Source organism: Streptomyces sp. NPDC091377 (assembly GCF_044757045.1).
Lineage (GTDB): Bacteria > Actinomycetota > Actinomycetes > Streptomycetales > Streptomycetaceae > Streptomyces.
Genome location: NZ_JBIVUE010000012.1, coordinates 220,091 through 245,014, shown reverse-complemented (window position 1 = coordinate 245,014; position 24,924 = coordinate 220,091). Strand labels below are relative to the sequence as shown.

General features: G+C 70.2%; 35 protein-coding genes. 4 read left to right on the top strand and 31 right to left on the bottom strand.

Going from position 1 to position 24,924, the window contains the following annotated elements; genetic code table 11:
* The first annotated feature begins 220 nt into the window (after positions 1-220).
* Complete coding sequence (locus ACIQNG_RS25780; RefSeq protein ID WP_401488163.1) at positions 221-490, top strand: helix-turn-helix domain-containing protein; 270 nt, start codon at positions 221-223, stop codon at positions 488-490.
* An 81-nt stretch (positions 491-571) separates the two neighbouring features.
* On the opposite strand, the gene ACIQNG_RS25775 is transcribed toward ACIQNG_RS25780, so the two are convergent.
* From ACIQNG_RS25775 to ACIQNG_RS25745, 7 genes are all read right to left on the bottom strand, one after another.
* A complete protein-coding gene (locus ACIQNG_RS25775) occupies positions 572-778 on the bottom strand; it encodes a hypothetical protein (protein ID WP_401488161.1) in 207 nt (68 codons plus the stop codon).
* On the bottom strand, positions 775-906 hold the full coding sequence (locus ACIQNG_RS25770; protein WP_401488159.1) for a hypothetical protein: 132 nt from the start codon (positions 904-906) through the stop codon (positions 775-777). Before ACIQNG_RS25770 ends, ACIQNG_RS25775 begins: the two co-directional genes overlap by 4 nt.
* Before the next feature lie 308 nt (positions 907-1,214).
* Positions 1,215-1,526, bottom strand: coding sequence for a hypothetical protein (locus ACIQNG_RS25765; RefSeq protein WP_401488157.1), 312 nt, complete (start codon positions 1,524-1,526; stop codon positions 1,215-1,217).
* Entirely contained in the window at positions 1,523-1,729 is a 207-nt protein-coding gene (locus ACIQNG_RS25760) for a hypothetical protein (protein WP_401488155.1), read from the bottom strand. The genes ACIQNG_RS25765 and ACIQNG_RS25760 overlap by 4 nt, the downstream gene beginning before the upstream one ends.
* Before the next feature lie 146 nt (positions 1,730-1,875).
* Positions 1,876-2,388: a hypothetical protein gene (locus tag ACIQNG_RS25755; protein ID WP_401488153.1), complete on the bottom strand. Its 513-nt coding sequence runs from the start codon at positions 2,386-2,388 to the stop codon at positions 1,876-1,878.
* A gap of 887 nt (positions 2,389-3,275) precedes the next feature.
* Positions 3,276-4,496 (bottom strand): helix-turn-helix domain-containing protein, encoded by a 1,221-nt coding sequence (locus ACIQNG_RS25750; protein WP_401488151.1) that lies wholly within the window; start codon positions 4,494-4,496, stop codon positions 3,276-3,278.
* 360 nt (positions 4,497-4,856) lie between these two features.
* Positions 4,857-5,222, bottom strand: a complete 366-nt coding sequence (locus ACIQNG_RS25745) for a type II toxin-antitoxin system prevent-host-death family antitoxin (RefSeq protein ID WP_401488148.1) — start codon at positions 5,220-5,222, stop codon at positions 4,857-4,859.
* A 132-nt stretch (positions 5,223-5,354) separates the two neighbouring features.
* On the opposite strand from ACIQNG_RS25745, the gene ACIQNG_RS25740 reads away from it, so the two are divergent.
* The 3 genes from ACIQNG_RS25740 to ACIQNG_RS25730 all read left to right on the top strand — a co-directional run bounded on the left by ACIQNG_RS25740 (position 5,355) and on the right by ACIQNG_RS25730 (position 7,613).
* Positions 5,355-5,963, top strand: a complete 609-nt coding sequence (locus ACIQNG_RS25740; protein WP_401488146.1) for a hypothetical protein — start codon at positions 5,355-5,357, stop codon at positions 5,961-5,963.
* Between the two features lie 67 nt (positions 5,964-6,030).
* A complete protein-coding gene (locus tag ACIQNG_RS25735; RefSeq protein WP_401488145.1) occupies positions 6,031-7,242 on the top strand; it encodes a recombinase family protein in 1,212 nt (403 codons plus the stop codon).
* Entirely contained in the window at positions 7,239-7,613 is a 375-nt protein-coding gene (locus ACIQNG_RS25730; RefSeq protein ID WP_401488143.1) for a hypothetical protein, read from the top strand. The genes ACIQNG_RS25735 and ACIQNG_RS25730 overlap by 4 nt, the downstream gene beginning before the upstream one ends.
* 252 nt (positions 7,614-7,865) lie before the next feature.
* Here ACIQNG_RS25730 and ACIQNG_RS25725 read toward each other — a convergent pair whose 3' ends face one another.
* From ACIQNG_RS25725 to ACIQNG_RS25610, 24 genes are all read right to left on the bottom strand, one after another.
* Positions 7,866-8,117 carry a hypothetical protein gene (locus ACIQNG_RS25725; RefSeq protein WP_401488140.1) on the bottom strand — a complete coding sequence of 84 codons (252 nt, stop codon included), beginning with the start codon at positions 8,115-8,117 and terminating at the stop codon, positions 7,866-7,868.
* On the bottom strand, positions 8,117-8,341 hold the full coding sequence (locus tag ACIQNG_RS25720; protein WP_401488138.1) for a holin: 225 nt from the start codon (positions 8,339-8,341) through the stop codon (positions 8,117-8,119). The genes ACIQNG_RS25725 and ACIQNG_RS25720 overlap by 1 nt, the downstream gene beginning before the upstream one ends.
* A gap of 8 nt (positions 8,342-8,349) precedes the next feature.
* Complete coding sequence (locus ACIQNG_RS25715; RefSeq protein WP_401488136.1) at positions 8,350-9,096, bottom strand: N-acetylmuramoyl-L-alanine amidase; 747 nt, start codon at positions 9,094-9,096, stop codon at positions 8,350-8,352.
* Positions 9,089-9,340: a hypothetical protein gene (locus ACIQNG_RS25710; protein WP_401488134.1), complete on the bottom strand. Its 252-nt coding sequence runs from the start codon at positions 9,338-9,340 to the stop codon at positions 9,089-9,091. The genes ACIQNG_RS25715 and ACIQNG_RS25710 overlap by 8 nt, the downstream gene beginning before the upstream one ends.
* A gap of 67 nt (positions 9,341-9,407) precedes the next feature.
* Positions 9,408-9,911 (bottom strand): hypothetical protein, encoded by a 504-nt coding sequence (locus ACIQNG_RS25705; RefSeq protein ID WP_401435896.1) that lies wholly within the window; start codon positions 9,909-9,911, stop codon positions 9,408-9,410.
* A 17-nt stretch (positions 9,912-9,928) separates the two neighbouring features.
* Complete coding sequence (locus ACIQNG_RS25700) at positions 9,929-11,206, bottom strand: alkaline phosphatase D family protein (protein ID WP_401488132.1); 1,278 nt, start codon at positions 11,204-11,206, stop codon at positions 9,929-9,931.
* On the bottom strand, positions 11,203-13,971 hold the full coding sequence (locus tag ACIQNG_RS25695; protein WP_401488130.1) for a hypothetical protein: 2,769 nt from the start codon (positions 13,969-13,971) through the stop codon (positions 11,203-11,205). The genes ACIQNG_RS25700 and ACIQNG_RS25695 overlap by 4 nt, the downstream gene beginning before the upstream one ends.
* Positions 13,972-13,973: 2 nt before the next feature.
* On the bottom strand, positions 13,974-16,103 hold the full coding sequence (locus ACIQNG_RS25690) for a hypothetical protein (protein ID WP_401488129.1): 2,130 nt from the start codon (positions 16,101-16,103) through the stop codon (positions 13,974-13,976).
* A 72-nt stretch (positions 16,104-16,175) separates the two neighbouring features.
* Positions 16,176-16,460: a DUF4035 domain-containing protein gene (locus ACIQNG_RS25685; RefSeq protein ID WP_401488127.1), complete on the bottom strand. Its 285-nt coding sequence runs from the start codon at positions 16,458-16,460 to the stop codon at positions 16,176-16,178.
* A 56-nt stretch (positions 16,461-16,516) separates the two neighbouring features.
* Positions 16,517-16,885 (bottom strand): hypothetical protein, encoded by a 369-nt coding sequence (locus tag ACIQNG_RS25680; protein WP_401488125.1) that lies wholly within the window; start codon positions 16,883-16,885, stop codon positions 16,517-16,519.
* A 41-nt stretch (positions 16,886-16,926) separates the two neighbouring features.
* On the bottom strand, positions 16,927-17,349 hold the full coding sequence (locus ACIQNG_RS25675; RefSeq protein WP_401488123.1) for a phage tail tube protein: 423 nt from the start codon (positions 17,347-17,349) through the stop codon (positions 16,927-16,929).
* Positions 17,350-17,359: 10 nt separating this feature from the next.
* On the bottom strand, positions 17,360-17,761 hold the full coding sequence (locus ACIQNG_RS25670) for a DUF3168 domain-containing protein (RefSeq protein ID WP_401488121.1): 402 nt from the start codon (positions 17,759-17,761) through the stop codon (positions 17,360-17,362).
* Entirely contained in the window at positions 17,758-17,964 is a 207-nt protein-coding gene (locus ACIQNG_RS25665) for a hypothetical protein (RefSeq protein ID WP_401488119.1), read from the bottom strand. Before ACIQNG_RS25665 ends, ACIQNG_RS25670 begins: the two co-directional genes overlap by 4 nt.
* A 1-nt stretch (position 17,965) precedes the next feature.
* Positions 17,966-18,106, bottom strand: a complete 141-nt coding sequence (locus ACIQNG_RS25660; protein WP_401488117.1) for a hypothetical protein — start codon at positions 18,104-18,106, stop codon at positions 17,966-17,968.
* Entirely contained in the window at positions 18,103-18,483 is a 381-nt protein-coding gene (locus tag ACIQNG_RS25655; protein WP_401488115.1) for an HK97-gp10 family putative phage morphogenesis protein, read from the bottom strand. Before ACIQNG_RS25655 ends, ACIQNG_RS25660 begins: the two co-directional genes overlap by 4 nt.
* Positions 18,484-18,485: 2 nt before the next feature.
* Positions 18,486-18,812 (bottom strand): hypothetical protein, encoded by a 327-nt coding sequence (locus ACIQNG_RS25650; protein WP_401488113.1) that lies wholly within the window; start codon positions 18,810-18,812, stop codon positions 18,486-18,488.
* A gap of 8 nt (positions 18,813-18,820) precedes the next feature.
* On the bottom strand, positions 18,821-19,159 hold the full coding sequence (locus tag ACIQNG_RS25645; protein WP_401488110.1) for a head-tail adaptor protein: 339 nt from the start codon (positions 19,157-19,159) through the stop codon (positions 18,821-18,823).
* Entirely contained in the window at positions 19,156-19,752 is a 597-nt protein-coding gene (locus ACIQNG_RS25640; protein WP_401488108.1) for a hypothetical protein, read from the bottom strand. Before ACIQNG_RS25640 ends, ACIQNG_RS25645 begins: the two co-directional genes overlap by 4 nt.
* 28 nt (positions 19,753-19,780) lie before the next feature.
* Positions 19,781-20,278 carry a hypothetical protein gene (locus ACIQNG_RS25635; protein WP_401488106.1) on the bottom strand — a complete coding sequence of 166 codons (498 nt, stop codon included), beginning with the start codon at positions 20,276-20,278 and terminating at the stop codon, positions 19,781-19,783.
* Position 20,279: 1 nt separating this feature from the next.
* Complete coding sequence (locus ACIQNG_RS25630; RefSeq protein WP_401488104.1) at positions 20,280-20,666, bottom strand: hypothetical protein; 387 nt, start codon at positions 20,664-20,666, stop codon at positions 20,280-20,282.
* Between the two features lie 18 nt (positions 20,667-20,684).
* Entirely contained in the window at positions 20,685-21,548 is an 864-nt protein-coding gene (locus tag ACIQNG_RS25625; RefSeq protein WP_401488102.1) for a P22 phage major capsid protein family protein, read from the bottom strand.
* A gap of 16 nt (positions 21,549-21,564) precedes the next feature.
* On the bottom strand, positions 21,565-22,347 hold the full coding sequence (locus ACIQNG_RS25620; RefSeq protein ID WP_401488100.1) for a hypothetical protein: 783 nt from the start codon (positions 22,345-22,347) through the stop codon (positions 21,565-21,567).
* A gap of 106 nt (positions 22,348-22,453) precedes the next feature.
* Entirely contained in the window at positions 22,454-23,383 is a 930-nt protein-coding gene (locus ACIQNG_RS25615) for a hypothetical protein (RefSeq protein ID WP_401488099.1), read from the bottom strand.
* A gap of 11 nt (positions 23,384-23,394) precedes the next feature.
* On the bottom strand, positions 23,395-24,924 hold the full coding sequence (locus ACIQNG_RS25610; protein ID WP_401488097.1) for a phage portal protein: 1,530 nt from the start codon (positions 24,922-24,924) through the stop codon (positions 23,395-23,397).

Here is a 24,924-nt window from a genome sequence, read left to right as displayed (position 1 = left end):
CAGCGCGCGCTGCGCCGGTCTCGGGCAACCAAGCCGGACGGTCGGGGGTGGTCCCAGAAGATTCCGACTTGCCGTCACTCACCATGCACTCGCTTCTTCGTCAGCCCCCCAGAACGTTGCCAGTCGAAACTTAAACTAGTTCGACTATTAATCAATCATGCAGGATCTGTAGGCGACATCGCCTACAGACTTTTGATCATGCGATCGCAAGCGTTGCAGGGTGCCACTGCCTGACCCGCCACCCGACTCCGCTCAGCTCCTCGCATTGCGTATCGCCTTCGGCGATCGGCTCCGCGCTGTTCGTCTCGCGGCCGGCCTTACACAGGAAGAACTCGTGGAGCGCGCCGGAATAGATCGCGCGGCCTACTCCGAACTGGAACGAGGGCAGCGGGATGTACGGCTGTCCACCCTGCTACGAATCGAGACAGCGCTCAATGCCCACTTGGTCCTCATGGCGGCGGACCAGAAAGGCACCCAATCCCGCTGGTAAGGCCCCGTGCTGCGACCCGGAGTCGGGCAGTGCTGGGCTACGGCTTGGGCGGGATCGCGAAGCCGGGGCCAGCGGCTCCGGTCACGACATCTTGCCGTTCCAGTGGAGAGTGATCTCGTCGGCGGATCGGTCGACCCGGGCCAGGAAGTCGTAGCGGCCGACGTCGCGGGCCGAGCCCGGAATGGTTGCCCCGTGCTCCTCAGCGATCCGCAGCGCGAGGTCGTACAGCTCTCCCCAGGCCATCTGCTCAGATACCGGCCCCGGGATGACCCGGGCGTCCGGTGTCATCCTTCCCGTCCGCAGTCCAGGCACTTCTGCCTGCCGTTGGGCAGTGTGATGACGGACGCGCCACCGCACTGCACGCAGTTGCAGAGGGTCGCCATCCGGCGCACGGCCCTGGTGGCCTCGTTGTTCATAGCGTTGGGTCCCTTCGCTCGTAGTCGCAGGCGTGGCCCCCGTGCTGGTCGACCCACCACGCCACCATGCAGTCCAGGCACGTGTATCGCCAGCGCGGCAAGCCGGTCTGGGGATCGCGTTCCTGGGACGTGATGACGTGCGTGTCCATGCACTGGATGCACTGCACCGGAGGATTCATGGTCTCGCTCACGGGCTCAGTGTTCCATTCGGGTGGCCCGCCTCCACCGGTGTCGTACGCAGATGGCGCCGGCGGAAGTCTGTGTGATCAGTTCTCTCGTGTGGACTTCGGCCCCGGCCGGTGCTGGTGTCACCGGCCGGGCCCGCGGATCGGTGCCAGAACGGCGAGGGTGTGGAGGGCGTGGGCGTCGGGGCAGTAGCGGCGGCTGGTGCAGCGGGGGCAGATGCTCTTGTGGATGTGGTGCACCCGGGTCGCCTCTCGCGTCGTGCAGGTGTGGCAGCCGCGGGGCCGCCACTCCTGCATGCGGCCATCGATGGCGCTCGTCCGGGGCCCGAGGTCCACGACGGTCGGCTGGCCGCACCACACGCAGTGCTGCCCGGTGAGCTGTTCGGTGGTCAGCTCTGTGGTGCGGGGGACGGGGAGGAATTCGGCGGGGTTCATCGGCGGCGCGGGTCGTGGGCGCTGTGTCTGCCGGTGCGGGAGCAGTGGGCCCGGCGCTGCTGGGTCTGGGACTGCTGGATTTCCTCCAGGCGGTCGCGGACGGCGGCCAGTGCGGCCTCGGCGACCCTGAGCGCGGTGAACGCGGCGGAGAGCGGATCCGTGCTCTCTGCGGGTCCTGGGGGCGGACTATGTGGGGTGTCCACGTTCGGGTCTCCTCTCCCCTTGGCGAGGGGGGTGCTCGGGTCGACAGGTGTGGGGAGGGGTGCACGCCCCGCATGGGGTGGATGCGGGGCGGGCGGTTGGTGCTCCCTCCGCCCGGGGCCTTGCTGCCTGGCGGGCGGAGGGGCGTTCATGCGGGCGGTGCCCACCCCTGCGGGGGGCCTTGTCTGCCCGTGGCATGGTCCGGGGGATCCGGCTCCGGACGGCGCGTCCTCTCCTCCACGGCAGCCATCACCCGCCGGTACTGCGGCGACCGCTCGAACGCCTCCCGCACCGGATCGGCGAACTCGAAGCTGTGGCCGCCCGGATGCACGGCGAACAGCCCGCACGCCTCTTCCCCCCCACCGCGCTGCGCGCGGCCGATCACGTTGCAGTCGGGCAGCACGAGGAACCCGTGCGGGTCGCGCCCGTCGTCCCACTGCGCCCACACCTCACCCTCGCGCGGGTCGTCCAGAACCCACGTCAGGGCATGGTGCGGACCGGACCCGTGCCCTTCCAGCGGACAGCGCAGCATGTACTGGACCGAACCGCCCGGGTCGCTGTCGTCCTCGACGTGAGCGAGCATCAGCGCCACCAGGTCCACCGGCATGACCGCGCCCGCCCCGCATATCCGCCGCTCCTGCGCTTCAGGGTCCGTCGGCATGTCACACCCCCCGCCCGCGCCACGACAGCACGCCCGCGTCACGGCAGCGCGCACACCGGCACGGCGGCCACGCCTGAGACACCGTCGCGAGCGGACCCGGAACCGGCCGGTACGTGCGTCGCACGACCGGGCCCTTCGGCTTGCGGTCCGCACCGACCCGGTACGTCTCGATCGTCATCCGAGACCTGCCCGGAGCGGGCTTGGTACCCGCGTTCACCGCTCCCCCTCCGCACCCTGCCTGTGGCAGGGGCAGGCGCAGCGCGGGACGAGCACCGCACCCCCGCCGTGGGGCAACGGCACGTCTTTCGTCTGTCGGCAGTCGTCATGCAGCAGCTCGTACCCCTGCCGCGCGGCCAGAGCGCACTCCGCCGACCGGTGCCCCTCTACGGCGGGCCCGCTCATCGCACGGCCCCCCTCGCACCGACCACGTGCCGGTCCAGGTCGATGCCGAAGTCAGCGGCGAGAACCAGGATTGTGCGCCGTTGGGCCTGACGTGCCCTCTCACGCTCCCGCTCGGCAGCGATCACGTAGGGGCGGATGAGGGCCGTACCCGCGCCGTCGAGCGGCTCGTGCAGACCGTAGGGGGAACGGGGCACCCGAACCCGTGCGGCGGCCGGGCGGGCAGCGCCCGCGCATTGCGGGGAAGGGACGGGAGCCGGACGGGAGCCAGCCCGGCGCTTTCCTGGACCAGGCGCTAAGAGGTCCAGCAGCAGCCGTACGAACGTGTGGATAAGCTTCACCATGTTGACCTGCTCTCCAGGTTGGCCACGCCCCCGGACGTTCGCCCGTCGCGGGGGTCTTTGCGTGCTCACCCAGAGTGCCGACACAGAGAGGCCCCGACTTTCATTCAAACTTGAAAGTCGGGGCCTTGACGCTCTTGGTAGGCCCTACACGCCTACCCATCGGGCGTAGCTTTGTAATTCAGGTGAAGGCGCGCCCCGCCCCCGTAGAAGGGCTAGTACCGTTTCCCGAGTTGTCGGGTGATAGCGAGTCTGCGCCGGTGTTGCGGCACGAGCATCGACTAGATGCTTCAGCGCATCTTCATTTCGGCCGAGCTTTTCGTACCCGCGTGCCATATCCATGTGATGGTGACCCGCACGATTCATGGCCCAAGTGACAGGCAGCCGGAAGCTTTCGCCGTGTTCGACTGCCTTACCCATAGCGCCAAGGTCGAGTTGCGTTGACGTTGCGTGCACTTCCACGTTGAATCGGTCGAAGATCAAACCGTATGGGTCAGGGTGATTCGCTGTGTGATCGGCTACTTTCCGCGCCTCACTGATCCGGTCCCGGACGTCTGTCTCTGACGTCAGTTTGCGTCGTCGTGAATGGAGTACAGCCGCCTTCAGATGCATTGTGCCCAGCGTGGACAACGCCCGCTTATCCCCCCTTCGAACGGGGTCTTCCAACATTCTCTCCACGGTTGCCAATTCCCGTAGACCGATGTCGTAGGCTCCGTGATGCAGGAAGTAGTTTGAGCGGTAGTGGCAGATCACTGCGGGCAAGTACGGGTCGTCTGCTCTGGCCGATGCCTGTTCCATTCGGTCCAGAGCAAGTAGCGCCAGATCCAGAAATCCGAGCTTGTGCGCGAAGTTGTTCGCGAGCCGATAGGTTCTGGCCAATAGGGTGTAGATCTTCTCGCGCTCCCCTCCTGGACCAGTTGCGTGCACTAGTTCCAGGAGTTCATCAATGAGTGCGGGGACTTGCGCACCCATGGCCATATATTCTCCGCGCAGACGACTACCGTCGAGCGCTTGAATATCGGCCTCAATCTCGATTCTGGAGCGTGTCGTGTTGTCCATGCCGGGAAGCATGGGGTTAGCCACTGCGTGACGTAGCGGCTGAATGAGCTGTTCGAGCTGATCCTTTTTCAGGGAGTCGAAGAACGGTTGTCCCGTCAGATCAGTGACGGGCACATTGAGTGCGCGGGCGCAGGCTGCTGTGACCGTTGGTGAAGCGGCCAAATGCCCCGACTCAACTTTCGTGAGGCAGCTATAGGAAATATGAGCACGCCGGGCAAGGCCCAGCTGAGTTAATTTCCTCTGGTTTCGGATGGCCTGGATACGGCGACCAATCGAAGCGTCGTATCCTCTGTCGGTGCTGTCGGGCATACTGTGCTCCGTTCTGCTGTGACACTCAGAACGGTACCCCCGATGCGAGCTGGGGGAACGGGTGTCGGCTCCCCTCCATCACTGGATGGGGGCCGACACCCCACCCTGGGCATAACCAGCGAGCGGACCGCCGAACACTCCCGCGCCGACCACTCGACCACGGCGACGTGCCCGAAGTGCGCGCGCTCTTGGGTGAACACTGCAACCGCTTGAGCACATGATAAGCGTCTGACCTGCGTAAACGCCCTACCGCGCTAAGGGGTGTCTAGTGCAGCCCGCCGGACATGACGAATCGCCCCCTGCACAGCCCGCTCACGGCGGGGCTGCGCAGGGGGCGTGACGGTTCAGCGGGCGAGGACCCTACGAGGGTCTCGCCGCGGTCTGTTCGTACCAGGCGACGGGGACGACCGCGAGGACTGGCGTGGTGTGGCTCGTCACCAGCGTGTGCTCCTGGCTGATTTCTGCCCGGTCCAGGATGCCGCTGATCTCGGCCCTGGCCTGACGGGCCGGGTACGCCTGGGCGGTCGGGTGCTCTCCGGTGGCGATCATCGCTGCGTAGTCGGCGGCGGGCAGGAGCACGGCCACGGGCTTCTGGTACCGGGTGACGAGCTGCCTGCGCCCTTGCCGTGCGGTGAGGACGACTTCGCGCCAGCCGCCGCGCAGGGTCTCGACGGTCACGGTCGTGTCGTACTCGTACGCGGGCTGCTGGCCCGGGTTGCTCTCCACATGCACACCTTACCGACCTCCACCATTGCGCTAGATGTGTAAGGTGCGTAAGGTTCTGGGGGTCGAGTCGCTCTTTCTCCCGTAGCGCCTCTGCATCGGAGTCCGGCCCATCCCAGACCACCGGAGATCACCATGACCGTGCGGATCATCAGCTGTACCGCCCCTGCGGCCCTGCACTGCCGCTTCCAGGGGCAGTCATCGGACCAGCGCGTCTTTATCGAGCTGGACCTCGCGGCGGGGACTCTCCTCGCCGACTACGACAGTGAGGTCGGCTCCGCCGTGCCGCACGCGGTCCGGCACGGCATCGAGCGCCGCTATCCCATTCCGGCCCTCACCGCCGACGCGGCCAACCGCCTCCTCCGGCGACTCCTGCCGCACGCCGTACGCATGCACGCCGACTGGTGCCGGCACTGGGACGGGCACAACTGGGTCGCCGCCCTCGGACCGACCGCGCGGGAAGCCGAGGCCGAAATCCGCCGGATTCTCCGCACCCACAACGCCTTCGATGACGCCGACCTGATCACCGTCTGCGACATCGACGTCGCAGTCAACGGCCTGGAAGCCGACGAGTACGACATCACCGCCGCCACGACCGACGAGCGCCTTGCGGAGGTCGCACAACAAATCATTGCCAACCTCGCAGAGAGCAGCCCCAGCACCGTGGTGGTGTGCCCCGGCCTTGACGTCTATCTGCGCGACCTCCGCAAGGAGCAGTGCGACGCCGACGACTGCGACGACTGATCCACCCCCCCCCATTCCGCTCGACCCTGCCCGATACCGCCGGGACCACAGACCACCAGGAAGGGCCATGACCAGCTTCGGACCCCCCATCGATCTCACCGACCTGCACGGCTACACGCGGGCGACCGAGCCCACGCGCCACCCCGTGTTCGTGGGCAGAGTCTCCACCAAAGACCAGCAAAATCCCGCCTCCTCCATCCCGCGGCAGGTGGCGCTCGCCTCGGAACGGCTGGAGCCGGGCGAGGAGTTCACGGCGTTCTATTGGGACGTCGAGTCCGGGATGCTCCCTCCTGAACTGCGAGGCCGGGGGACGCGCGAGATGTATGACGCGCTCGCCGTGCCGGTACAGCGTGACGGCGGCCTCCAGGATCTGATGGCGCTTGCCGAGCGGGACGGCGTCACGCACGTGTTCGCCGAGCGCTCTGACAGGGTGGCCCGTGCCATGTTGACCAGCCTCACCGTGGAGCACGAACTGGAGCAGATCGGGGTGGAGGTGGTGTACGCCAACGAGCCGACGGACGGCACCGCGTCCGGCCGGCTCCGCACCCGCAGGTCCGGCCAGGTCGAAGCGGAGGTCTACCGTGCTGTCCTGGTGGAGATGTCCATGGGCGGGCAAATCCAGCACGCCATCTCCGGCTGGAACCACGGCTACCCGCCATACCCGTACACGACGGTGATAGACGAGACCGCCCCCGCCCGCGGCGGGACACGATTCGGTGAGCAGCGCCCCAAGAGGAAGCTCGTGCCGCACCAAGACCCGCGGCGGTTCGGCGCCGCCCGGGAGCTGTGCCGACTGCGACGCGAGGAACACATGGAGACCAAGGACATCATCGCCATTCTGGCCGCCGACCCCGACCGGTATCCAGGCCAGTGGACCCACCGCCTGGTCAACGGGCTGATCGCCAATCCTAAGCTCTCAGGTCACCAGGTCTACAACCGCAAGGCGGCCCGGACCGGGCGGCCGGGATTCGCCAGGCTCAATCCGATCTCGGAGTGGGTGTGGTCCCCGACCGTCGTGCATGAGCCGGTTGTGAGCCTGGAGGAGTGGAAGCAGGCCCAGCAGGTCACCGCAGCACTACGGGCAGGCGCGGCCGAGGGCGGGCCCCTGACGCGTATCCGCACCGCTGCCCATCAGATGGGTCTCACCGTCACCCAGATTTCCAGCAGCGCCACCCACGCCGCCTACCGGATCGGTGGCCGTCAAGTCGTACTGCCCACCCCCATCCCCCCAGTGCTCGTGCAGCAGATCATTGACAGCATCACAGCGGGGGCATCGTGACCGAGAGCGGGAACGAGCCCATCGTGGGCCGGGCGAGCAGGCGCGGACGGGAGTGGACGGTTCACCTGCCCGAGCACGGGGTGTACGGGCACGGGCGCACCCTGGCCGCCACCCGCACCAACGTGATCACCGGCCTGGCGCTCGTCGGCGTGACGGCGGATGTCACGCTCTTCGCGGACAGCCCCGAACTGGAAGCCCTGCGCTCCGCCCGCGAGGCATACGCTGCGGCCCTCAGCGCCGCAGTGAAGTCGCTGGCTCTGCGGCGGACGACGCTCGGCGACATCGCCTCCGCGACCGAGGTACCCAGATCCCAGGTGAAGCGCCTTCGCACCGAGTTCGCCCCGCCCAGGGACCCGTTCCGGCAGGTGTGACGATCCGCGTGACGAATCGCCCCCTGCGCAGCCCGCTCACAGGCGGGCTGCGCAGGGGGCGATGTGGTTCAACTACGCCGATCATCGGCGTGACCCCCGCTCGTGCGGGGACGGCGGTTGAGCGACCACGGAGCCGCACCGGTGTGTGGGACCACCCCCGCTCGTGCGGGGTCTACAGGAGCCCACCTGAGATTTCGTCGGCACCCGAACCTGACTATACCCACTTTACCGAACGCCGACCCGGCTGGCCGCTCACCGGCCGAGTGCCTGCCACACAGCCAGACCCAGTGCACCCACAGCCGTGAGCGCGGTGACAGCCTGCACCGGCCACCGGCTCCGCTCCAGCGCATCGAGCCGCTGCTCATGGTCATCGAGCATCTTGTCAGTCTGCTCTCCACGCTGCACCAGAAGCGCCAACTGACCGTCCACCCTCGTGAAACCCACCTCCACGGTGCGCCGGATCTCGGCCAGCTCGTGCGCAACGGTCAACTCCGGCGGCGTCATCAGCTCCCCCGCGTGCTCTCCGTCCGGCCGGGCCCGTCCACGGTGCCGACCGCGAGTGCGGTGAGGATCGTGAGGACGCCGGCGGACGCGCCGAGCGCGAGGCCCTGGCCCCAGTCGACGTCCAGGACGCCAGTCGTGTCGAGGCCGAGGGTGGCCACGAGGGTCTGGGCGACGGTGCGCACGGTGCGCTCGCTTGTCGCCCGCCAGAATGCAGCAGTGAACATGATCTTCCTCATCTCTTGGGGAGCTTGAGCGTCTGACCGGGCGTGATCTCGGCGCCGTCGGTGAGGTTGTTGAGGGTGGCGATCTCGCGCCACCGTCCGCCGGCGCCGAGCCGGTCCGCCGCGATGCCCCAGAGGGTGTCCCCCGCGCGGACGGTGTACGAGGCCGGCCGCAGCCGGGTGGCGACCCGGGCGCGCATCGAGGACATCGGGAATCCGCGCGGGTCGATCTTGCCCGGCTGCCACTCCAGATGGCCGATGACCGAGCGCTCGCTCCAGCCGTGGACGCGGCAGATCGCCGCCGCGGCGCGGGCGATGGCGTCGAGCTGGGCGGCGGACCAGGGATCCTTGCCGTCGCCGAGGTTCTCGCACTCGAAGCCGTAGAAGTGGGCGTTGCCGTCGGTGTTCGACTCGTTGTCGGCAGGCAGCTGCTTCTCGGCGATGACGGCGCGCAGCACGTCGTCGTCGCCGAGGCCCGCGTGGTTGGCGCGGCCGTAGCCCACGAGATGCACCCGGCCGTCCTTGGTGATCACACCGTGGCACAGCGGGCCTGGCAGCGAGGCGTACCCGTTCCGGCAGATCTGGACGGTCTTCGCGCTGCCCTTGGTCACGGTGTGGTGGATCATCACACCGTGCACCGGACCCCACGGGCCCTTGCGGTTGCGGTTGTGGTCGCGCCAGTCGCCGACCTCCACGACCTCCAGGCCCTCGCTGCGGAGCGCGGAGAGGAGACGGGCGGCGGACATGGGGTCAGCCATGGAGCTTCTTCCCCTCGGCTGCGGCGGCGTCGTCCAGGGCGGCGAGGAGCACGCAGCAGTCCTTGGCCTCCCGGATCTTGCCGATCGCAGCTATCAATTCGGGGTCGTCGGGGAGGATGCGCAGCATCTCTGCGACCAGGTCGTGGAATGGCCGGCTGATGGTCTGGAGTCGCTGCGGGAGGTGGTCGTAGGCCAGGCCGCGCACGGCCTGGACGGTGCTGGGGTGGCGTCCTGCGGTGTCCATGAGCCCTCCAGGGCATGAGGAATGCCCCGGCCGGGGTGGCGCGGGGCACGGTGTGTACGGGGGTGGGTCAGGGTTCGAGGCGCAGGTACCGGGCGTAGCTTGTGGCGGCGAGGGTGGTCGCCGCGGCGTTGCTGGTCTGCTGCGCGAACCGCATCGTGATCTCCCCCGAACCGCTGACGGTCATCTCCTCTCTCATGGCGTTCGGGGCCTGGGTGGTGAAGTGCTGCACGCTTCGGTCGGTGGAGAGGGCGGACCGGTGCATCTGGATGGCGGTGGAGGTCAGGACGTCACCGGTGGTGGCCTGTCCGTGGCCCCAGACCCATCGGCCGTCGGCGTCCGCGACCGTTCCGGCGGTGACATCCCAGTCCCAGGTGATCCCCCCGCCGAGCGACGTGTACTGAAGGAATGTCTTCACGACGGTGAGGCCCTCGATGGGGATCACGATGGCGGACTCCGCCAGCGTGGTCGAGGCGGTGACGGACTGGGCGACACCTTGGGACACGCGGTGCCACTGGATCGCCATGAGGTCATCCGGGTAGAGAACCTGCCCGGCGTAGAACGGCAGCGCCACAGCGCACCTCCCTTTCTCTAGAGGCCGAGGACGTGGGAGGCGGGGCCGGCCGGGGCCGGGGTGGTACCGCCGGTGACCGTGTAGGTCCAGCCGAGCGGGCGCGTGCCGCGCCAGGCCGTCATGGTGATCGTGATGGGGCCGCCGCGGTCGGCGACGGTGATGGTGCCGTACTGCCCCCGGCCGGGCCACATCCCCTCCTGGTACTGGGTGGTGTAGCTGCCAGGCGAGGCGTCCAGCGAGGCGCACACCATGTTGGGGAACCCTCCGTACGATGCCTGGCCGGAGTCGATGGCGCAGACGTGTTTGTCGGCGGAGACCATGACCATCCGGTCCAGCCAGCCGCGACCGCGCAGCATGGAGATGATCGCGGCCTGTTCGTCGGGGAATCCGCCCCAGGTGTCGGCGGACGGGCCGAGCCAGGGGTTCGGCATGAGCCACACGAGCGCAGCCGCGGTCGAGGAGGCGAGCAGCCCGTCGAGCCAGGCCAGTTGTGCGGCGCCGAGCAGGGTCGTGCCGGGGACCCGGTCGGACCGGGAGTCCGAGGCGACAAAAAGCGTCCTACCGATCTGGAAGGAGTGGTAGATCGGCCCTGCTCCCGTCCCGGCCGGGAGCGGGTACGAGGGGACCCGCTCCCGGTACACGGTCCGCGCGTTCGTGCGGCCGGGTGAGGTGCTGTCGGCGTTGTTGGGTCCGTAGTCGTGGTCGTCCCAGACGTACACCCACGGCACCTCCCGGTACAGGCGGTGCTGGAGGGGCTGGGCGTAGACGTCGTCCCACATCGTCCGGTACTGCGTCGCGGACGCGGTGGCGGCCAGTCCCCAGTTGCCGGATCCGAGGTCGTAGTAGGTGATGTCCCCGATGTGGCAGAACCGGCGCCAGCCCTCGGCGAGTGCACGCACCCGGATGTGGTCGTGGATCGGGTGGTTCGACAGCCGGGAGGGTGCGCTGCCGGACACCCCCGGGACCAGTGGCGTCAGCCCTGCGTCACCGCCGACCCCGACGGTGAAACTCGCGGGGGCTCCGAGCGGCGGGTCGGTGATCAGCTGCCCCGTGGCGGCCGGGTCGAGGACGCCGGCGTCTTCGACCCGCCACCAGTAGCGGGTGTCCGCGGCCAGACCGGTGACGGGGACGATGGCGGTCCCGGTTGCGGTGACGGCCGTGGCCGCGGAGTAGAGGGGGCTGGTCATGGCGGGGCTGGTGGACACAGCGACGCGCACCGGCCCGGTGGTGACCCGCACCGCGAAGCGGGCAGACGTCGAGGTGACGGCGCCGACGCTCATCCAGAGCATGGTCATGAGGCCGCCATCCGCGCGACCCTCACCCGGGTCCCGGCCTGGTGGGCCTTCACCACGCCGTTGCGGGAGCGCTGGACGGTGAATGTCTGCGGCGACGTGGCCCGGGTGATACCGGTGACGGTCACCAGTTCGCCTCCCATCCTCACCGCAAGCGGGAACATGCCGGGGAACTCGCTGCTGGTGATCCAGACCTGGCGGCCGGAGTCCGTCGCCACGAGCAGCTCGGTGTCATCGGCGGCCGCGGGGGTGGCGAGCTCGGAGCCGCTGGTGTCGAGCCGTCCCCGGACCGGATCCCCCAGCACGAACACCTCCCACGGGCTGGCGGGGACGCAGATGAACGTCACCTTCCAGCCGCTGGCGGACGGGGCGTCCGTCATGCCCCACACGAGGAGGTCGATGTCGTCCGGGCCGTAGTCGTCGGGCAGGTGCGTGATGCGGATCTTGTCGCCGATGTCGGTGCGGAGGATCGCATCCGCCAACGCGTAGACCCGCGGGTTGGCGAGGTTGAGGGTGATGGCGGGGTAGCGCATGGCGTCCACGGTGGCGACGTGGACCCGCCATCCGGCTTGGCTGGGCAAGTCCTGGTCACTCGACAAGGACAGGTCGACGGAGGTGCTGTAGCGGCCGATGCCGTCCGGGGGCGGTAGCACGGACTGGGGGCCGTCGAGGAGTTCGTACGTGTACTCGCTGCCGTCGATGCGCTTTGCGGTCAGGGCGTTGTACTCGGCACGGTCGTCGTCCTTGGGTGCGATGTCATCGAACAGGCCGGCCGTGAAGTCCAGGACCAGGCCGGGTTCCTGGTTGGTCAGGGAGGACGACGACCGGTAGGCCAGCTCGGGCGCGTCCCGCCGCTCGAACAGGACGCCCATGTCGGTGCGTTCGACCTCACCGAGGAGTTCGAGGAACGCGCCCGATTTCTGGACGCCGAGGCGGGGCTGGCGGGTGCCGTCCATCGCGACCGAGAGCGGAACCTGTTCCTCTGCTGCCAGGCGCAGCAGCCTCGTGCGGGCCAGTTCCCCGTTCCAGCCGAGGTTGGCGTCCGCGGTCCCCGCGTACCCGGCGAGATCGTTCGATATGGCCAGGTGTCCCATGATCGTCCCGCCGAGATCGCCGACGACGGATCCGAGGCTGATCCTGGTGCACCTGCCCACCGCGGCGGCCGTGAAGGTGCCGCCGCCCGAGCTGGTGGCGAGGGGGTCGTCCACGGTCAGCCCGGGAACGAATCGCGTGGTGATGCACGTGTACGTGGCCGTCGTCCCGCTCAGGGACAGTTCCAGAGTGATCGCCACCGTGATCCCGTTGACGGCGAAAGCCGTCGTGGTATCGCTCAGAGCGGTCCCGTCCGCGTCGAACGCAGCCACCCGCAGCGATCCGGCCGGAGTCACCCACACGTCGAGCTGTGCGGCCGTGCCGGTCATGGACGCGCGCATGAGGTGCACGGTGGCGCTGACACCGGCGGCAGGCACGGCGAGCAGCCACCGGAACGACACCTGCCCGGTGTCGGCGTACTTCGTGACGGTGAAGTCGAGGCGGCCCTTCGCGAACGTGGGCAGCGGATCGGACGCGAGCCACGCCTGGGAGTCGGCAGCCAGCGACACGGAGCCCCGTACCTGCCCGGCCGGTCCGCCCGGCAGACCGCTCGCGATACTCAGGGCGGCCGAGGAGTCCTCGCACGGCCAGTAGCCGACGATGGCCGTGCGGGACGGGTGGGAGAACTCCCGGAACAGCGGCGAGCGCAGGACCTGCTGTCCGGCGGAGAGGCGGCGTGTGATCCCGGCCGGGCTGATCTCCACCGTCTGGGAGGCGCCGGACTTGTCACGCTGTGGTGTCCAGTCCGGCACCTCGCCGTGCAGGCGGACATGCCGGTCGGTGAACATCATGTCCCCGTTGAGGGTCCAGACCGCGCCGCCGGGATCCGTGTAGGAGGTGGCGCCGACGCTCGCGCGGGACGTGTCGGTGTCGGCGAGTACCGGCCCGTTGATGCCCTGCCGCAGCTGGAGCCGGTACAGGCATCCGGGCATGCCGGGGGTGACCGAGGGCCGCAGGGCGCCGAAGCAGAGCGGCTCCGGCGGGTTGTTGATGCTGGTGGGGGCGGTGCCGGTGACGGGTGTGCCGAGCAGCCGCCAGGCCGAGGGGTCGGTGGCGCCGGCGTCGAGGCCCGTGTAGAACCTCACCTCCCAGCGGCCGTCGGCATTCGCGATGTCCACCGTGACCCGCAGGACGATGCGTTGCCCGGCGTGCGCGGGCAGGTAGGCGCGGGCCGGGACGGACACAGAGGCGGTGCCGTCCGGGGACCAGAACATCTGCGGTACCCCGGTCGAGGACGCCCGCAGCGCCCACCCGGCCGCGCCCGCGCCCGCGCCCCAGCGGTTGGCGATGTGGGCGATGTCGCGGGTCCAGGAGTCGGCGGCGATCTCGGCCCGCACGTCTAGGTCGCCGGTCAGGTCGTAGGCGGGCGAGGTGGGGGTGGACAGGTAGGAGGTCAGGGTGCCGGCGCTCTCGGCCCACACCGACCCGGCCCGGTACCCGTACCGGACCGGGGTGTTCAGCCCGGCCTGCCCCCACAGCGGGCTGGTCGGGCTGCGGCGGGAGTAGCGCCCGCCCGTGTTGACGAGGGTCATGGCCCCGGTGCTGGGGCCCGCCGAGTCCCGCTCCGCGCCCCGCCCGCGGGTGGCGGTAAAGCCGGCGTCGGCTTGCATGCTCAGCGGGTTCCAGGTGCCGCCGTAGTGGAGTTCCGCCCACATGGGCGGCGGCAGACTCGGCATGCTCACCTTCCGGTGTTGAGGTTGGTCACGTCGCCGCCGTACTCGATACGGATCCGTTCCTTCAGCCAGGTCAGGAAGGGGTCGGCCCCGTCGAGGCGCACGGTCAGCGCCTGCGGCGCGCCCGTGGCGGCGATCTGGCCGCCACGGGTGCGGTTGACGGCCGCGAGGCCGGGCACGGTGCCCAGGCCGTCCAGGGCGGACTGCACGCCCGGCAGGCCGTCCTGGATGCCCTGCCCGAACCCGGCGGCGAGCGCCCGGCCGGAGTACAGGGTGTAGCCGCGCCCGGAGAAAGGGCCTTCCTTCGCGGGGGAGAAAGGGAAGAAGTCCCGGGCGGCGGACACCACGTCGGACGCGGCGTCCCGCACGTTGCCGAGCATGTTCTTGATCCCGTTGATGAAGCCCTGGATCAGCGCTTTCCCGGCGCCGAACAGGAGCCGGCCGAGGTCACCGAGGGCGCGCAGGGCCCGGCCGGGCAGGCCGGCCATCCAGGCCAGCAGGGCGAGCGCCCGCGCTACGGCGGCGTCCTTGAACGCCGTGAATGCGCTGACCGCCCGCTGGCGCAGGACGCCCAGCAGCCCGGCGAGGGCGGAGCGGACCCGGCCCGGCAGTCCGAGCAGCCACGCCACCAGGGCGAGCGCGCGTGCGATGGCCCAGTCTTTCGCCTGGGTGAACCACGTGCCGATCCAGCCGGGTATCCGGCCGAGCCAGCCGACCGCGGCGAGCGCGAATTTGACCGCGGACTGGATCTTCTGCCAGATCCAGTCCCAGGCCGCCCCGGTCCACGCCTTGACGGTGTCCCAGTTCGCGATGATCAGCGCGACCAGGCCGATCACCACCGCGATGACCCAGCCGATCGGGCCCATCGCGATGAACCACGACGCGGCCATGCGCGCCGCCCACCACAGGGCACGCCCGGCCATGAGTGCGTAGCGGGCGACGGTGGCCGCGGCGATCCGCAGGATGGCCGCCAGCCATGTCGCTGTCGCCCTGGCGGCCGTCGCCGCCCACACCGCGGCGGTGCGCAGTCCGGCCCGTGCCGCGCCGGCCGCTATCCGCAGCTGGGCCTTGACGGCGGTCGCGGCGGTGGACACCCAGCGGCGGGCGACCGTGCCCAGTCGCGACGACATCAGGTCGGACGCCGTATCGACCGCCCTGGAGGCGAGCGCGAAGGACTTGTAGGCGACGACGGCGGCGAGGACGGCGTAGGCGAGGGCCTGTACCGCGCTGGGCGGCATGGCGTTGATGGCCTGCGACAGGTGCAGGGCGACCAGGGACGCCAGCCCGATCAGTGGCGCGAATGCCTGGAGCAGCACGAGCGCGGTCGTGGCGAGGGTGCCCAGGGTGGTGGCGCCCTGCTTGGCGAGGGCGATGAACTCGGCGAACCCCTTGCTGTCGCTGAGGCCCTGTCCCCAGGCGGCGAACGCGGCCGTCGACTCCTCGAACCCGCCCGACATCTCGTCGGACAGCGGCATGAACGCCTTGATGATCCCGCCGATACCGACGGCGATGTTCTTCAGCCCGAACAGGAAGCTCTGCAGGTTGCGGCCGGCCACCTTCGCCATGGAGTCGGCGAACTTCTCCAGGCCCTTGCCGCGGGTGCTGCGGTCGATCTCGTCAACGAATGCGCCGAACGCTGCTGCTGCGGCCTTCACGAACGGGGTGAGCAGCGGCAGCAGCCGCCGCAGCAGCTGCAACGCCCGGGTGAAGACGGGCATCGTGCTGCCGGACAGGCTGTCGGACCACTGGCCGTAGTCCTTCTTGAGGCCGATGAACGCCCGCGCTGTCTCCTGCGTCGCGGGGGGCAGCTGGGCGAGAGCGTCGGTGTACGCCTTCTGCTTCTCGGCGGCGTCCTCGGCCCCCTCGGCGGCGGCCTTCTGGGCCTCGGCCGCCAGGTCGGCGACGGAGGCCACCTCCTGCATCTGCGGCCCGACGGCCAGTTTGAAGGCGAGCGCCGCCGCACCGGCCGACGCGAACATGGCGGCCAGGCCGCCGACACCGGCGCCCAGCGCGGCGACCGCAGGAAGCCCGACCCCCAGGGCGGCGACGGTCTTCCCGAGACCCCCGAGGATCTTCTTGGCCCGGGTGGCTCCGGCCCGTACGGCGTCGGTGTCGATGCCCAGGCGGACCGTCATGCTCGCGAGGGTGGCCACAGGCCATCACCCCCTCGAACATCGGCCCCTGGCCGGGGCGTCGCTACGGAGTCGCTATGGAGTTGTGCTGTTGAACCGCCCGCCGAGCGCGGCGTTCGCCATCCGCGCCATCTGGAACAGCTCCGCCGGAGACTTCTTGACCTTGGTGCGGTCCCAGCGGATCACGAAGTCTTCGATCTTCGGGGCGCGGCCCCGGCCGCGGTTGACACCCGCGATGACGCTCGCGATCAGCGCGGCCTGGATGTCGCCCCGTACCGGGCCCAGCGGCCCCGTCAGCGTCTCGTACGCCTGCCACTCCGCCAGTTCCCTGGACGTGGTGCGGGCGAGCAGATCACGCACGGGCATCCTGAGGTGCGCGGCCAGCCGGAAGTAGAACTGCCTTCCCGGCCGCGCCCTCAGTTTCCCGTCAGGTCCTGGACGTCCTCCTCGGTCATCGCCGACAGGCGGGTGGCCACGTCACACACCCGCTGAAGCGCGGCCGCCGACTTCTCGCCCAGCCGCTTCGCCTCGGCCACCGACCGGAACAGGCGCCGGCCCTTCTCGTCCACGATGGACGCGGCAGCCAGCCGGGCCCTGAACCCCTCCAGGCCCTCGGTGCGCACGGACCTGCCGTCCTTGCCCAGGAACTCGGCCTCGAACTTGTCGCGCTCGGTGCCGGACAGCTCCCGCACCCGCACGGTGCCGCCCCACTCGGGTACGGGCACGTCCTCGTACCTGAGATCGTCGGCGTCCAGGATCTGCTCGGCAGACAGGTACTGCGTCATGGGCTGGTCTCTTTCTGGTCGGTGCGGTGCCGGGGGCGGGCTCATGCGCCGGTGGTAATGACGGGCTTGCCCGACACCTTGAAGGTGAGGCTGGCGGCGAGCTTGTCGTCGTGGGGGGCCTCCGGCTCAAAGTTGGTGAGGATCGCCTTGAAAGCCCAGTCGCCCAGGGCGTCCGGCCACACGATCTTGTAGCTGCGGGGCGACCTGTCTTTGAAGTCGTCCACCAGCGAATCGTGTTCGCGCGGGTCGTAGTTGATCTCGATCTCGACTTCGCCGCCGTCCTTGAGGCCGCCGACGAACTCCCGCCAGCCGTCGGGAGAGTCGTGCGCGCTGACGTCGTACGTCTCGCGTTCCAGCGACGGCGGGGTGATGTCCGAGACGGACGCGATCGGCGTGAACGTCTCACCGGGACTGGCACCGTCACCGCGTTGCAGCTGGGTTCCGAAAGCGTCCAGACCAGCCATGATGACTCCTTCACGTTCGGGTCAGCCACACGCGGTAGCTGATGTGGATGTGCCTGATGGCGGGGTCCGGGTCGCGTGCCTCGGTGTGCCGCTCGTGCGCCACAGACACGTCCCTGAAGCCCGCGACCGTGAGGGGCTGCCGGTCCAGGGCGTCATCAAGGGCGGCGCAGATCGCTGCCGCTTCTTTGTAGCCGTGGTACTGGGACCACACGTGCAGCACCACCACCGCGTCCAGGCCCCGCTGGTTGTGGGCGTCCGCGGCGGTCTCGGTGATCGACCCGAGACTCACGTAGGGGTGTACGACCGGTTCGGGGACCCGGTCGTACACCCCGCTCACCAGCGCGGTGAGCGGGGCGTGGGCCCGAAGCCGGGTGATGACGGCCTCCTGGATCGGCCACAGCGCGACCGTCACCCCGCGCCGTCCTCGATCTCGATGCCCGCCTCCCGCAGTTCGGGGCTGGCCCGGAGCATCCGCACGTAGCCGCCCTCCATGTGCTCCAGGTCCACCTCCGACTCGCCGTCGGCCGGGTCCCAGGTCACCCGGCCGACCAGCTGCTCGGCACCGCGGTCCCCCAGCCGCATGTACAGGGGCAGGGACAGAACCCGCTTGACCATGTCAGCCCTTCCTTTCTGCGCGTGCGATCTTGCGTTGCAGCCGGTCGATCTGCCTCAGGGCGTCGGCCCGCTGCTGCTCGGCTTCGGCCAGGCGCGCGCGTTCGCGTGCGAGGCGGCGCCGCCAGGTGTCGGCGAGGCTCACTCAGCCGCTCCTCCCATGTGCCGGCGGAACGCCGCCCGGTAGATACGGGGCACTTGCCTGCGGTGCTGGTCGAACGCGGGGCGGAGGTAGGGCTGGTCGGGCATGCTCGATGTGCCCTGCTCCACGTGCTGGGCGTACTCCAGGGCGTCGGGGTCCCACACGCCTACCTCGGCCCGCCCGTACTGCTCGCTCACCTGCTGCTCGATCTTCTCTTTGAGGTCGCCGGTGCGGACCGGGACACGGTCCTCGGCCGTCGCCTCGACGTCGTCGGCCCACTCGTGGAGCGTGTCCGAGCGGGCCTCGCTCATGGCCCCGGGGATCCGGGCGACCGCCCGCAGTGCGTTGCTCAGCCCGTCCAGCCGGGCGCGGCGGGCCACGGCTACGGGAGCTGGAGGACGGCGACGGTCACGGAGGTGACGGCGCTGTAGGTGATCGCCGCCCGCCCCGTCATGGGGTCCCGGAACACACCCTTCAGCGGGATGAACGCGTTCCCGGACGCGGGGATGACCTGCTGGGCGTCGGCCACCGCGAGGTCGCCGACGGTGCCCGGTGTGGTGATCGTGACGGTCTTGGCGGCGGCGTCCCCGTTGCGGACGTGCAGCGCCAGTTTCTCCCCGGTCGGGGCCTGGTCGCCGCCCGAGGCGGCGTTGGCGTAGGCGGGCTGGAGCCCTGAAAGGGGCAGCTGCTGCGCGGACAGGATGGCCATGCTCTTCCTCAGCTTCCGGTGGTGGGCTGGCGGGCGGTGCAGTCGGCCCGCAGATAGGTGCCGGGCTCCGACGGCTCGAAGGTCGCGAACACCTTCACGACCCGCCCCTCGGGGCGCAGTTCGTCGCCGCGGCGTACGTCGGTGCCGGGGTGGAAGTACCAGGTCTCGTCCAGGCGGGCCTGGGCCTGGTCGGCGGCCTGCCGCTCGCGTGCGGTCGGCTGCGACCGGCGGGCGCGCACCGTGGCGGTGAGTATCCAGGCGGATCCCTGGCCGCCGCCGCCGTCGTCGGTGAGGACTTCCCGCCACACCGGCACGCTCGTGTTGAGGAGCCGGCCGGCCCGGCTCACCGGAACCTCACGACGGCGGCGCCGCCGCCGAAGCGCGCGGCGAGCTGCTCACGCAGGTGCGCGGGCAGCTCCATCTCGGTGATGCGCCCGGCGTCGCCGTAGGTGACGGCGTAGTCCCCGATCCGCTCGGAGCGGATGTCCGCTGCGGCGAGGCCCTCGCCGTCGGGCCGGGACCGGTAGGCGATCAGGGTGGCGGCGGCGATCCGGCACCCCAGGTCCACGATGTCCGCCGGAACGGCGGGAAGGCCGTGGGTCTGCACCACCTCGACCTCGGCAGGCTCGTGACCGGGCTGCCAGCCGGCCGCCCGCCACAGCCGGGACGACCGCAGCCGCCAACCGGTGACAGGCTGCCCATCGATGGCGACAGCGGTGACTGCGGTGACGGGCGGACCCGGCAGGGTCAGCCACAGCGAATCGTCAGGGCCGGTCAGGGAGACGGTCGAGGTGGTCTGGGTGATCGGTACCCCGGCCGCCTCCCTGATCGCGGCCGAGGCGACGGAAAGGTACACGGCGGCCAGATCCGCCTCGCCCGGGGCGAGGGTGAAGCCACGCGCGGTCAGGTCGGCGGGCGTCGCCAGCGGAGCCAGAGCCATACACGCCCCCTTCCGGTAGAGGCGGGCCTCAGCGCGCCAGGTCGATCAGGTCGTCACGGGTGTAGACGGCGGCGTCCTCGGCGGACAAAAGACCCCGCTGCACGGTGTAGGTGATCCACTCGTCCTTGGGGGCGTCGTCCGCCGGCCGCCCGCCGCCCGCGGGCCCGGCGGTGCCCGGCTGATTGGGGCCGGGCTGCTCGGGCAGCTCCTGCAAGTCGGCCTTGGTCATCGCGTCGGCGGCCTCGGGGTCCATGCCGTGGACGCCGACGGCCCATCCCACCCACTCCGCCTTCCGCGCGCCGGGCGCCGGGCGGGGCGTGCGGCCCTCGGTCAGCGCGCTCCCGGCGCCCTGGGCGACGTCGGACGCGCCGGACCCGGGGCCCTGGCCGCCGGCGTAGGGGGTGCCGTCCGCGTGGACACGGCGCAGCAGGCCCTTGGTGAGCCGGTCCGCGACCGGCGCGGGCAGCGGCAGCGACATCTCGATGATCTGTCCGGCTTCACCACGGACATGGATGCTCTCGGGCATGTCAGGTGTTCCTCGGGACTCGGAAGGCGGTGATGGACCCGGCGACGAAACCCGTGGCGATGTCCACGAGCATCGTGCCGTCGTTCTGGAGGAACCGGCCGGACTCGAACGGGCCGATCCAGCGGGTGGCGCTGCTGCCGACGGCGACGACGAGGTTGCCCATGCCGGCCGCGATGGCGGGCGGGTTGTCCCCGGCGAGGACAGTCACGGCCCCGCCGGTCGCCCCGGCGACCACCCGCAGCAGGGTCAGCTCCGGGACAGCCCGGCCGGGTCCTGCGGCGGGGATGACGTGCCCGTTCCCGGCGCCGGCGTTGGTCGGCGTCCCGGCCGGGTCGGCGATGTCGGCATTGGGAAGGAGATTGCTGTACGCGACAGCGGTGCGTGCCATGAGTCAGAGCCCTTCCTGTCAGGGGGTGGCGTCGATGTAGGCGATGGCGATGCCGTCCGGGCGCACGAGCTTCGCCCCGTACAGGGCCAGGCCCTTCACAGCGTCCCCGAACGACTTCTCCGGCCGGTACGCCTCGGTTCGGTTGATCTGCTCCGCGAAGGAGATCGCGGCCTGTACACCGGCCTGCACGACCTGCACACCGGCCGTCGGCTCCGGCGCGTTGTTGGACTCGAAGATCTCGAACCCGGCCGCGCGGCCCACGGCACCGTTGCGCAGGGCTTCGGTCTGCCCGCTCTTGGCGTAGTCGGTGAAACGGTCGTCCAGCAGCAGCGACGCGTACCCCTCGGGCGGGACGATGCAGTACCGGCCGGCCCTCGGCACGTCCGCCCGCGTCAGCCGGGTACGCAGCGGTACAAGGATCTTCGCGTAGAAGTCACGCGGGTCCGTGTACACGTTGACCGGCGCCCCGGTGGAACCGACGGTGTTGGCGGGGACGGCGCCGGTGTAGAAGCTTGCCACGTACTGGTCGGTCTGGTCGGCCAGCCGGTAGGCCGCGCGGGACATCGCCTCCGGCATGACGTTGCCCTTGGCCTGCCGCTTGTCGACGTCATCGACCTTGAAAGCCCAGAACTTGGCCTGATCCACGACCAGCGAGCGCTGCGCGTCCGTGAGTTCCTCGGCGTTGATCTCGGTCTGGTTGGGCACGTAGGTGCCGATCGTGGGGTCCGAGATCGAGGTAATGCGGACGACATCGCCGGCCTCGGCGATGTCGCCTTCGTAGTCGCGGTTCACGACGGTGGGTCCTGCGTAGATCAGCGCCTTGCGCCAGCCGACGAGGAGTCGGGCCGACCAGATCTCAGGCCGGAATCGGGTGATTGCCACGGGGGTCCTCCAGGGGTCATCCCGCGCCGAGGAGATCGTCCAGGCGCCCGTCTTCCTGGGCCTTGACGATCTGTTCGGCGCTCATGTTCTTCAGGTCGCGCTCGGTGAGCTGCTTCGGACGGCCCGCCTTGCGCGCTGCCCCTCCGTCGCCGGTGCCCTGGAACCTCCGGCCGCTTTGCGCGGCGAGGTAGGGCTTGTTCTTGAGCAGATCCTCGATCGCGTCAGCGATCTCCTCGGCGTCCACTTCGCCGTCCTCATCGACCTCGAACTTGCTGAGGTCGAGGAAGCGCAGGGCGTCGCGCGGGTCGGCAAGCCTGGTCGCCGCCGCGCGGACTTCGGCTCTCAGGATCCGGGCGTTCGCCGCGGCCGTTGCGGCTGCGGTCGCCTTCGCCACGGCATCGTCGCCGCCGGCAGGGGCGGCGGCGGCGAGCCGCTGTTCGAGGTCGCGGCGCCTTGCGCGCTCTGACTTCAGCTTGCCCTTCATCGCGTCGAGCGCCCGCTTGCCCTTGTCGCCGAGCTGGTCGGCGCCCTCGGGATCCTCGCCGCCGTCCTGCCCGCCGTCGTCCTGCCCGCCGTCGTCCCGGCCGCCGTCCTGGCCGCCGTCGTCCTGGTCCTCCTCGTCGTCGGAGTCCTGCTCCTCGCCGGGGCCGGTGCCCTCGTCGTCCTGGTCGTCGTCCCCGGCGGCGCCGAGGACCGGCCACACCGGGTGCAGGGCGTCCTCGTCCTCGCCGGGGCGGGCCTTGCGCCAGCCCAGCGCGCGGGCGCCGGTGAGCGGGTGAACAGGCAGGGGTGCGTGCATGGGTGTCTCCCCGTTGCGGGTGTATGTGGGCCGCGCGTTGCGCGCGGTCGGGCAGGGGCCGTGCGGCCTTCGCGGCGCCGCGGCATCACGGGCAGCAGCCACACGGTCAGACGATGTATCCATTGCGCCTGAGCAGCCGTACGGCGTGCTCGCGGTCGCCGTCGGCCAGGCGGTAGATCTCCTCCGGCATGAGCCGCGGAGCGCCCGCGCGTGCGTACTTCGCGCCGGGGACCTTCGCGAACTTCGCCCGCCGGGCCCCGTACAGGCCGCGGCGGGTGGTGCCCTCGCGGGTCGCCTGCACCTGACGTCCGTAACGGGTGACCGTGGTCATGCCCCGGCGGGCGTTGACGACCTGGGTGGGGTCGGCGCCGTCGGCGATCGCCGCGGCCCCGGCCCGGCCGAACGATCGCAGCCGCTGCGCGGTCGTCATCTCCTCGTACAGCGACTGCGGGGAGGGCAGGTCCCAGCTGTCTCCCGGCCTGCGGGGGGCCATGGTGCAGTCGCAGCGAGGATGCCGCAGGAACCCCTCGGACAGCGAGTACTCGCGGGCCGCGAGGATGATGCAGCGCGCGCAGGCGGGCAGGTGCACCACCCGCACGTAGGTGACCACGCGGGGACGGGCGATCATCCCGGCCATGTCCGCGATCCGCCCGGCGTCCGCCACCAGGGAGCGGGTCACCATCTCCAGGAACGCGGCCCCGGACAGGATGGACAGGGCCCCGGACAGGCCGCGGCGCAACCTGTTGAACGCGATCAGCAGCGGATACAGCAGCGGCCCGGTCAGGTCGCCGGTGGCAGCCACCGCGGCCTCGGCCCGGACCAGGCCCTCGGCGGGGCCGGCCTCCAGCTCCAGCCAGGGCGCCGAGCCCTGGGCGGCGGTCAGCTGCCCGGCGCGGATCAGCCCGGCGGCCACCGGCGCGCGGGCCAGCCACGACGCCTCCAGGTCCCGCGCCTCGACCTCACCCCACACGGCGCGCACAGCCGCGGCCGTCGCCGCGGCCTGCGCGGCGCGCTCGGCCTGGTGGCGCTGCGCCACCGCCGGCACCGTCACGCCGCGGCCTCGCCCTCATCCTCGGCCGGACCCGGACCCGGACCCGCGTCCTCGTCCCCGTCGTCGGGGCCTTGGTTCTGGGCGAGGATGCGGGTCGCGGCGCCGATCGGATCCATCTCCGCCTCCCGCTCCCGCATCGCCACCACGTCCGCCACCTCGGTCGGGGTGAGCCCGTAGCGCAGGGCGAGCCACTCGAAGGGGAACCCGATCTCCTTCAGCTTCAGCAGCGCGTCAGCCAGTTGCGCCTGGGAGCGGGATTCTGAGTCCGCCCACAGCACGCTGCCCGCCCGCATCGCGGCCGCCTTGGCGTCCTCGCCGCGCGCGAGGAGGATCAGCCGGGCCACCTCGCGCAGGCCCTGCCCGGTCCACAGTTTCTTCTGGTCGGTCCGCTTCACCAGACCGGTCTCAGCAGCCAGCAGCGCGTCTCCGGACAGGTTGGCCATCTTCCCGACCAGGTAGTGCTGGGGGGTACGGGTCTGGGCTGCGACGTGCCCGACAGCGACCTCGATAATGCCGGTCCACCAGGACAGGTTCGCGGCCGGCCAGGAATCGATCCGTGTGTCCTTGCCGGTGATCCACGCAACCCGGTCGATCTGGAACTTGTCGAGATCGACGGGCTGCTTCCCGACGATCTCGCCCGCGCTGTTCAGCTTGGGGATCATCGGACGCTCGGCGCCCATGATCACCCGCTGCGGGAACGACGCGGCGTCCGACGCCGTGAACAATTGGGCCCAAATCAGGTTAATTGCGTCCTGCATCGCCACCACACCGGAGACGTCAGAGATCGGCTCCCCGACGAGCACCGGCTTGTTGGGCAGTTCCACCAACGGGACCAAGCCCATCGGGTTCACCTGAGGGTTCGGCTCACCGAGCGCCGTCTCGTCGCGCGGCTCCCACGTCCGCCGGCGCTCCCGCTCACCGGGCGGCAGCCACAGCGACGCCTCATCCACCCCCGCCATCTGCGGGGACTTGTCCTGCCGCATCAAGGGCCGCTCGAACTTCCACAGCTCGTGCGGCAGATACAGGGTGGCGAAGTCCTTGTTGCCGTCCTGCCACCGCTTCAGCCCCGCCCGCCGCCGCACCCGCGAGCCGGGCTCGTAGGCCACGATGCACTGCGAAGCGTCCTCGAACGTCACGACCGGATGGTCCTCGTCGTCCGGGTCACCCCACACCAGCACGAACGACCGGGCGCTGTTGACCGAGCCGGTGAACCCCAACTGGCTTTCACCATCGCACCCGTTGACCTGCCACACCCGCCACAGGTCCCGGTCGGCCCGCTCCTCCCCGGCCGCCTGGAAACCGGTCACGGCCAGCCGCTCCACGGGGCTGTCCGCCACGACTTGCACCCAGTTGTCAGCAAACTCCCTGTACCGGTCGCCGTGGAACTTCGCGAACTCCGCGCTGGCAAAGCGCAGCGGCTGCTCACCCCGGTAGTAGCGGTCGTTCCGGTCGATCTCCGGCCGACGCCGGATCAGCTCCGACTCCAGCAGCGACACCAGCTCCAGCGCCTGCGCCAGGGTGGCCAT

What these genes read in the sequence shown, in the direction of transcription:
- ACIQNG_RS25775 (WP_401488161.1), bottom strand. Translation starts at nt 778, where the DNA reads ATGACACCGGACGCCCGGGTCATCCCGGGGCCGGTATCTGAGCAGATG.
- ACIQNG_RS25770 (WP_401488159.1), bottom strand. Translation starts at nt 906, where the DNA reads ATGAACAACGAGGCCACCAGGGCCGTGCGCCGGATGGCGACCCTCTGC.
- ACIQNG_RS25765 (WP_401488157.1), bottom strand. Translation starts at nt 1,526, where the DNA reads ATGAACCCCGCCGAATTCCTCCCCGTCCCCCGCACCACAGAGCTGACC.
- ACIQNG_RS25755 (WP_401488153.1), bottom strand. Translation starts at nt 2,388, where the DNA reads ATGCCGACGGACCCTGAAGCGCAGGAGCGGCGGATATGCGGGGCGGGC.
- ACIQNG_RS25750 (WP_401488151.1), bottom strand. Translation starts at nt 4,496, where the DNA reads ATGCCCGACAGCACCGACAGAGGATACGACGCTTCGATTGGTCGCCGT.
- ACIQNG_RS25740 (WP_401488146.1), top strand. Translation starts at nt 5,355, where the DNA reads ATGACCGTGCGGATCATCAGCTGTACCGCCCCTGCGGCCCTGCACTGC.
- ACIQNG_RS25735 (WP_401488145.1), top strand. Translation starts at nt 6,031, where the DNA reads ATGACCAGCTTCGGACCCCCCATCGATCTCACCGACCTGCACGGCTAC.
- ACIQNG_RS25725 (WP_401488140.1), bottom strand. Translation starts at nt 8,117, where the DNA reads ATGACGCCGCCGGAGTTGACCGTTGCGCACGAGCTGGCCGAGATCCGG.
- ACIQNG_RS25720 (WP_401488138.1), bottom strand. Translation starts at nt 8,341, where the DNA reads ATGTTCACTGCTGCATTCTGGCGGGCGACAAGCGAGCGCACCGTGCGC.
- ACIQNG_RS25715 (WP_401488136.1), bottom strand. Translation starts at nt 9,096, where the DNA reads ATGGCTGACCCCATGTCCGCCGCCCGTCTCCTCTCCGCGCTCCGCAGC.
- ACIQNG_RS25710 (WP_401488134.1), bottom strand. Translation starts at nt 9,340, where the DNA reads ATGGACACCGCAGGACGCCACCCCAGCACCGTCCAGGCCGTGCGCGGC.
- ACIQNG_RS25700 (WP_401488132.1), bottom strand. Translation starts at nt 11,206, where the DNA reads ATGACCATGCTCTGGATGAGCGTCGGCGCCGTCACCTCGACGTCTGCC.
- ACIQNG_RS25695 (WP_401488130.1), bottom strand. Translation starts at nt 13,971, where the DNA reads ATGCCGAGTCTGCCGCCGCCCATGTGGGCGGAACTCCACTACGGCGGC.
- ACIQNG_RS25690 (WP_401488129.1), bottom strand. Translation starts at nt 16,103, where the DNA reads ATGACGGTCCGCCTGGGCATCGACACCGACGCCGTACGGGCCGGAGCC.
- ACIQNG_RS25680 (WP_401488125.1), bottom strand. Translation starts at nt 16,885, where the DNA reads ATGACGCAGTACCTGTCTGCCGAGCAGATCCTGGACGCCGACGATCTC.
- ACIQNG_RS25675 (WP_401488123.1), bottom strand. Translation starts at nt 17,349, where the DNA reads ATGGCTGGTCTGGACGCTTTCGGAACCCAGCTGCAACGCGGTGACGGT.
- ACIQNG_RS25665 (WP_401488119.1), bottom strand. Translation starts at nt 17,964, where the DNA reads ATGGTCAAGCGGGTTCTGTCCCTGCCCCTGTACATGCGGCTGGGGGAC.
- ACIQNG_RS25650 (WP_401488113.1), bottom strand. Translation starts at nt 18,812, where the DNA reads ATGGCCATCCTGTCCGCGCAGCAGCTGCCCCTTTCAGGGCTCCAGCCC.
- ACIQNG_RS25640 (WP_401488108.1), bottom strand. Translation starts at nt 19,752, where the DNA reads ATGGCTCTGGCTCCGCTGGCGACGCCCGCCGACCTGACCGCGCGTGGC.
- ACIQNG_RS25635 (WP_401488106.1), bottom strand. Translation starts at nt 20,278, where the DNA reads ATGCCCGAGAGCATCCATGTCCGTGGTGAAGCCGGACAGATCATCGAG.
- ACIQNG_RS25630 (WP_401488104.1), bottom strand. Translation starts at nt 20,666, where the DNA reads ATGGCACGCACCGCTGTCGCGTACAGCAATCTCCTTCCCAATGCCGAC.
- ACIQNG_RS25620 (WP_401488100.1), bottom strand. Translation starts at nt 22,347, where the DNA reads ATGCACGCACCCCTGCCTGTTCACCCGCTCACCGGCGCCCGCGCGCTG.
- ACIQNG_RS25610 (WP_401488097.1), bottom strand. Translation starts at nt 24,924, where the DNA reads ATGGCCACCCTGGCGCAGGCGCTGGAGCTGGTGTCGCTGCTGGAGTCG.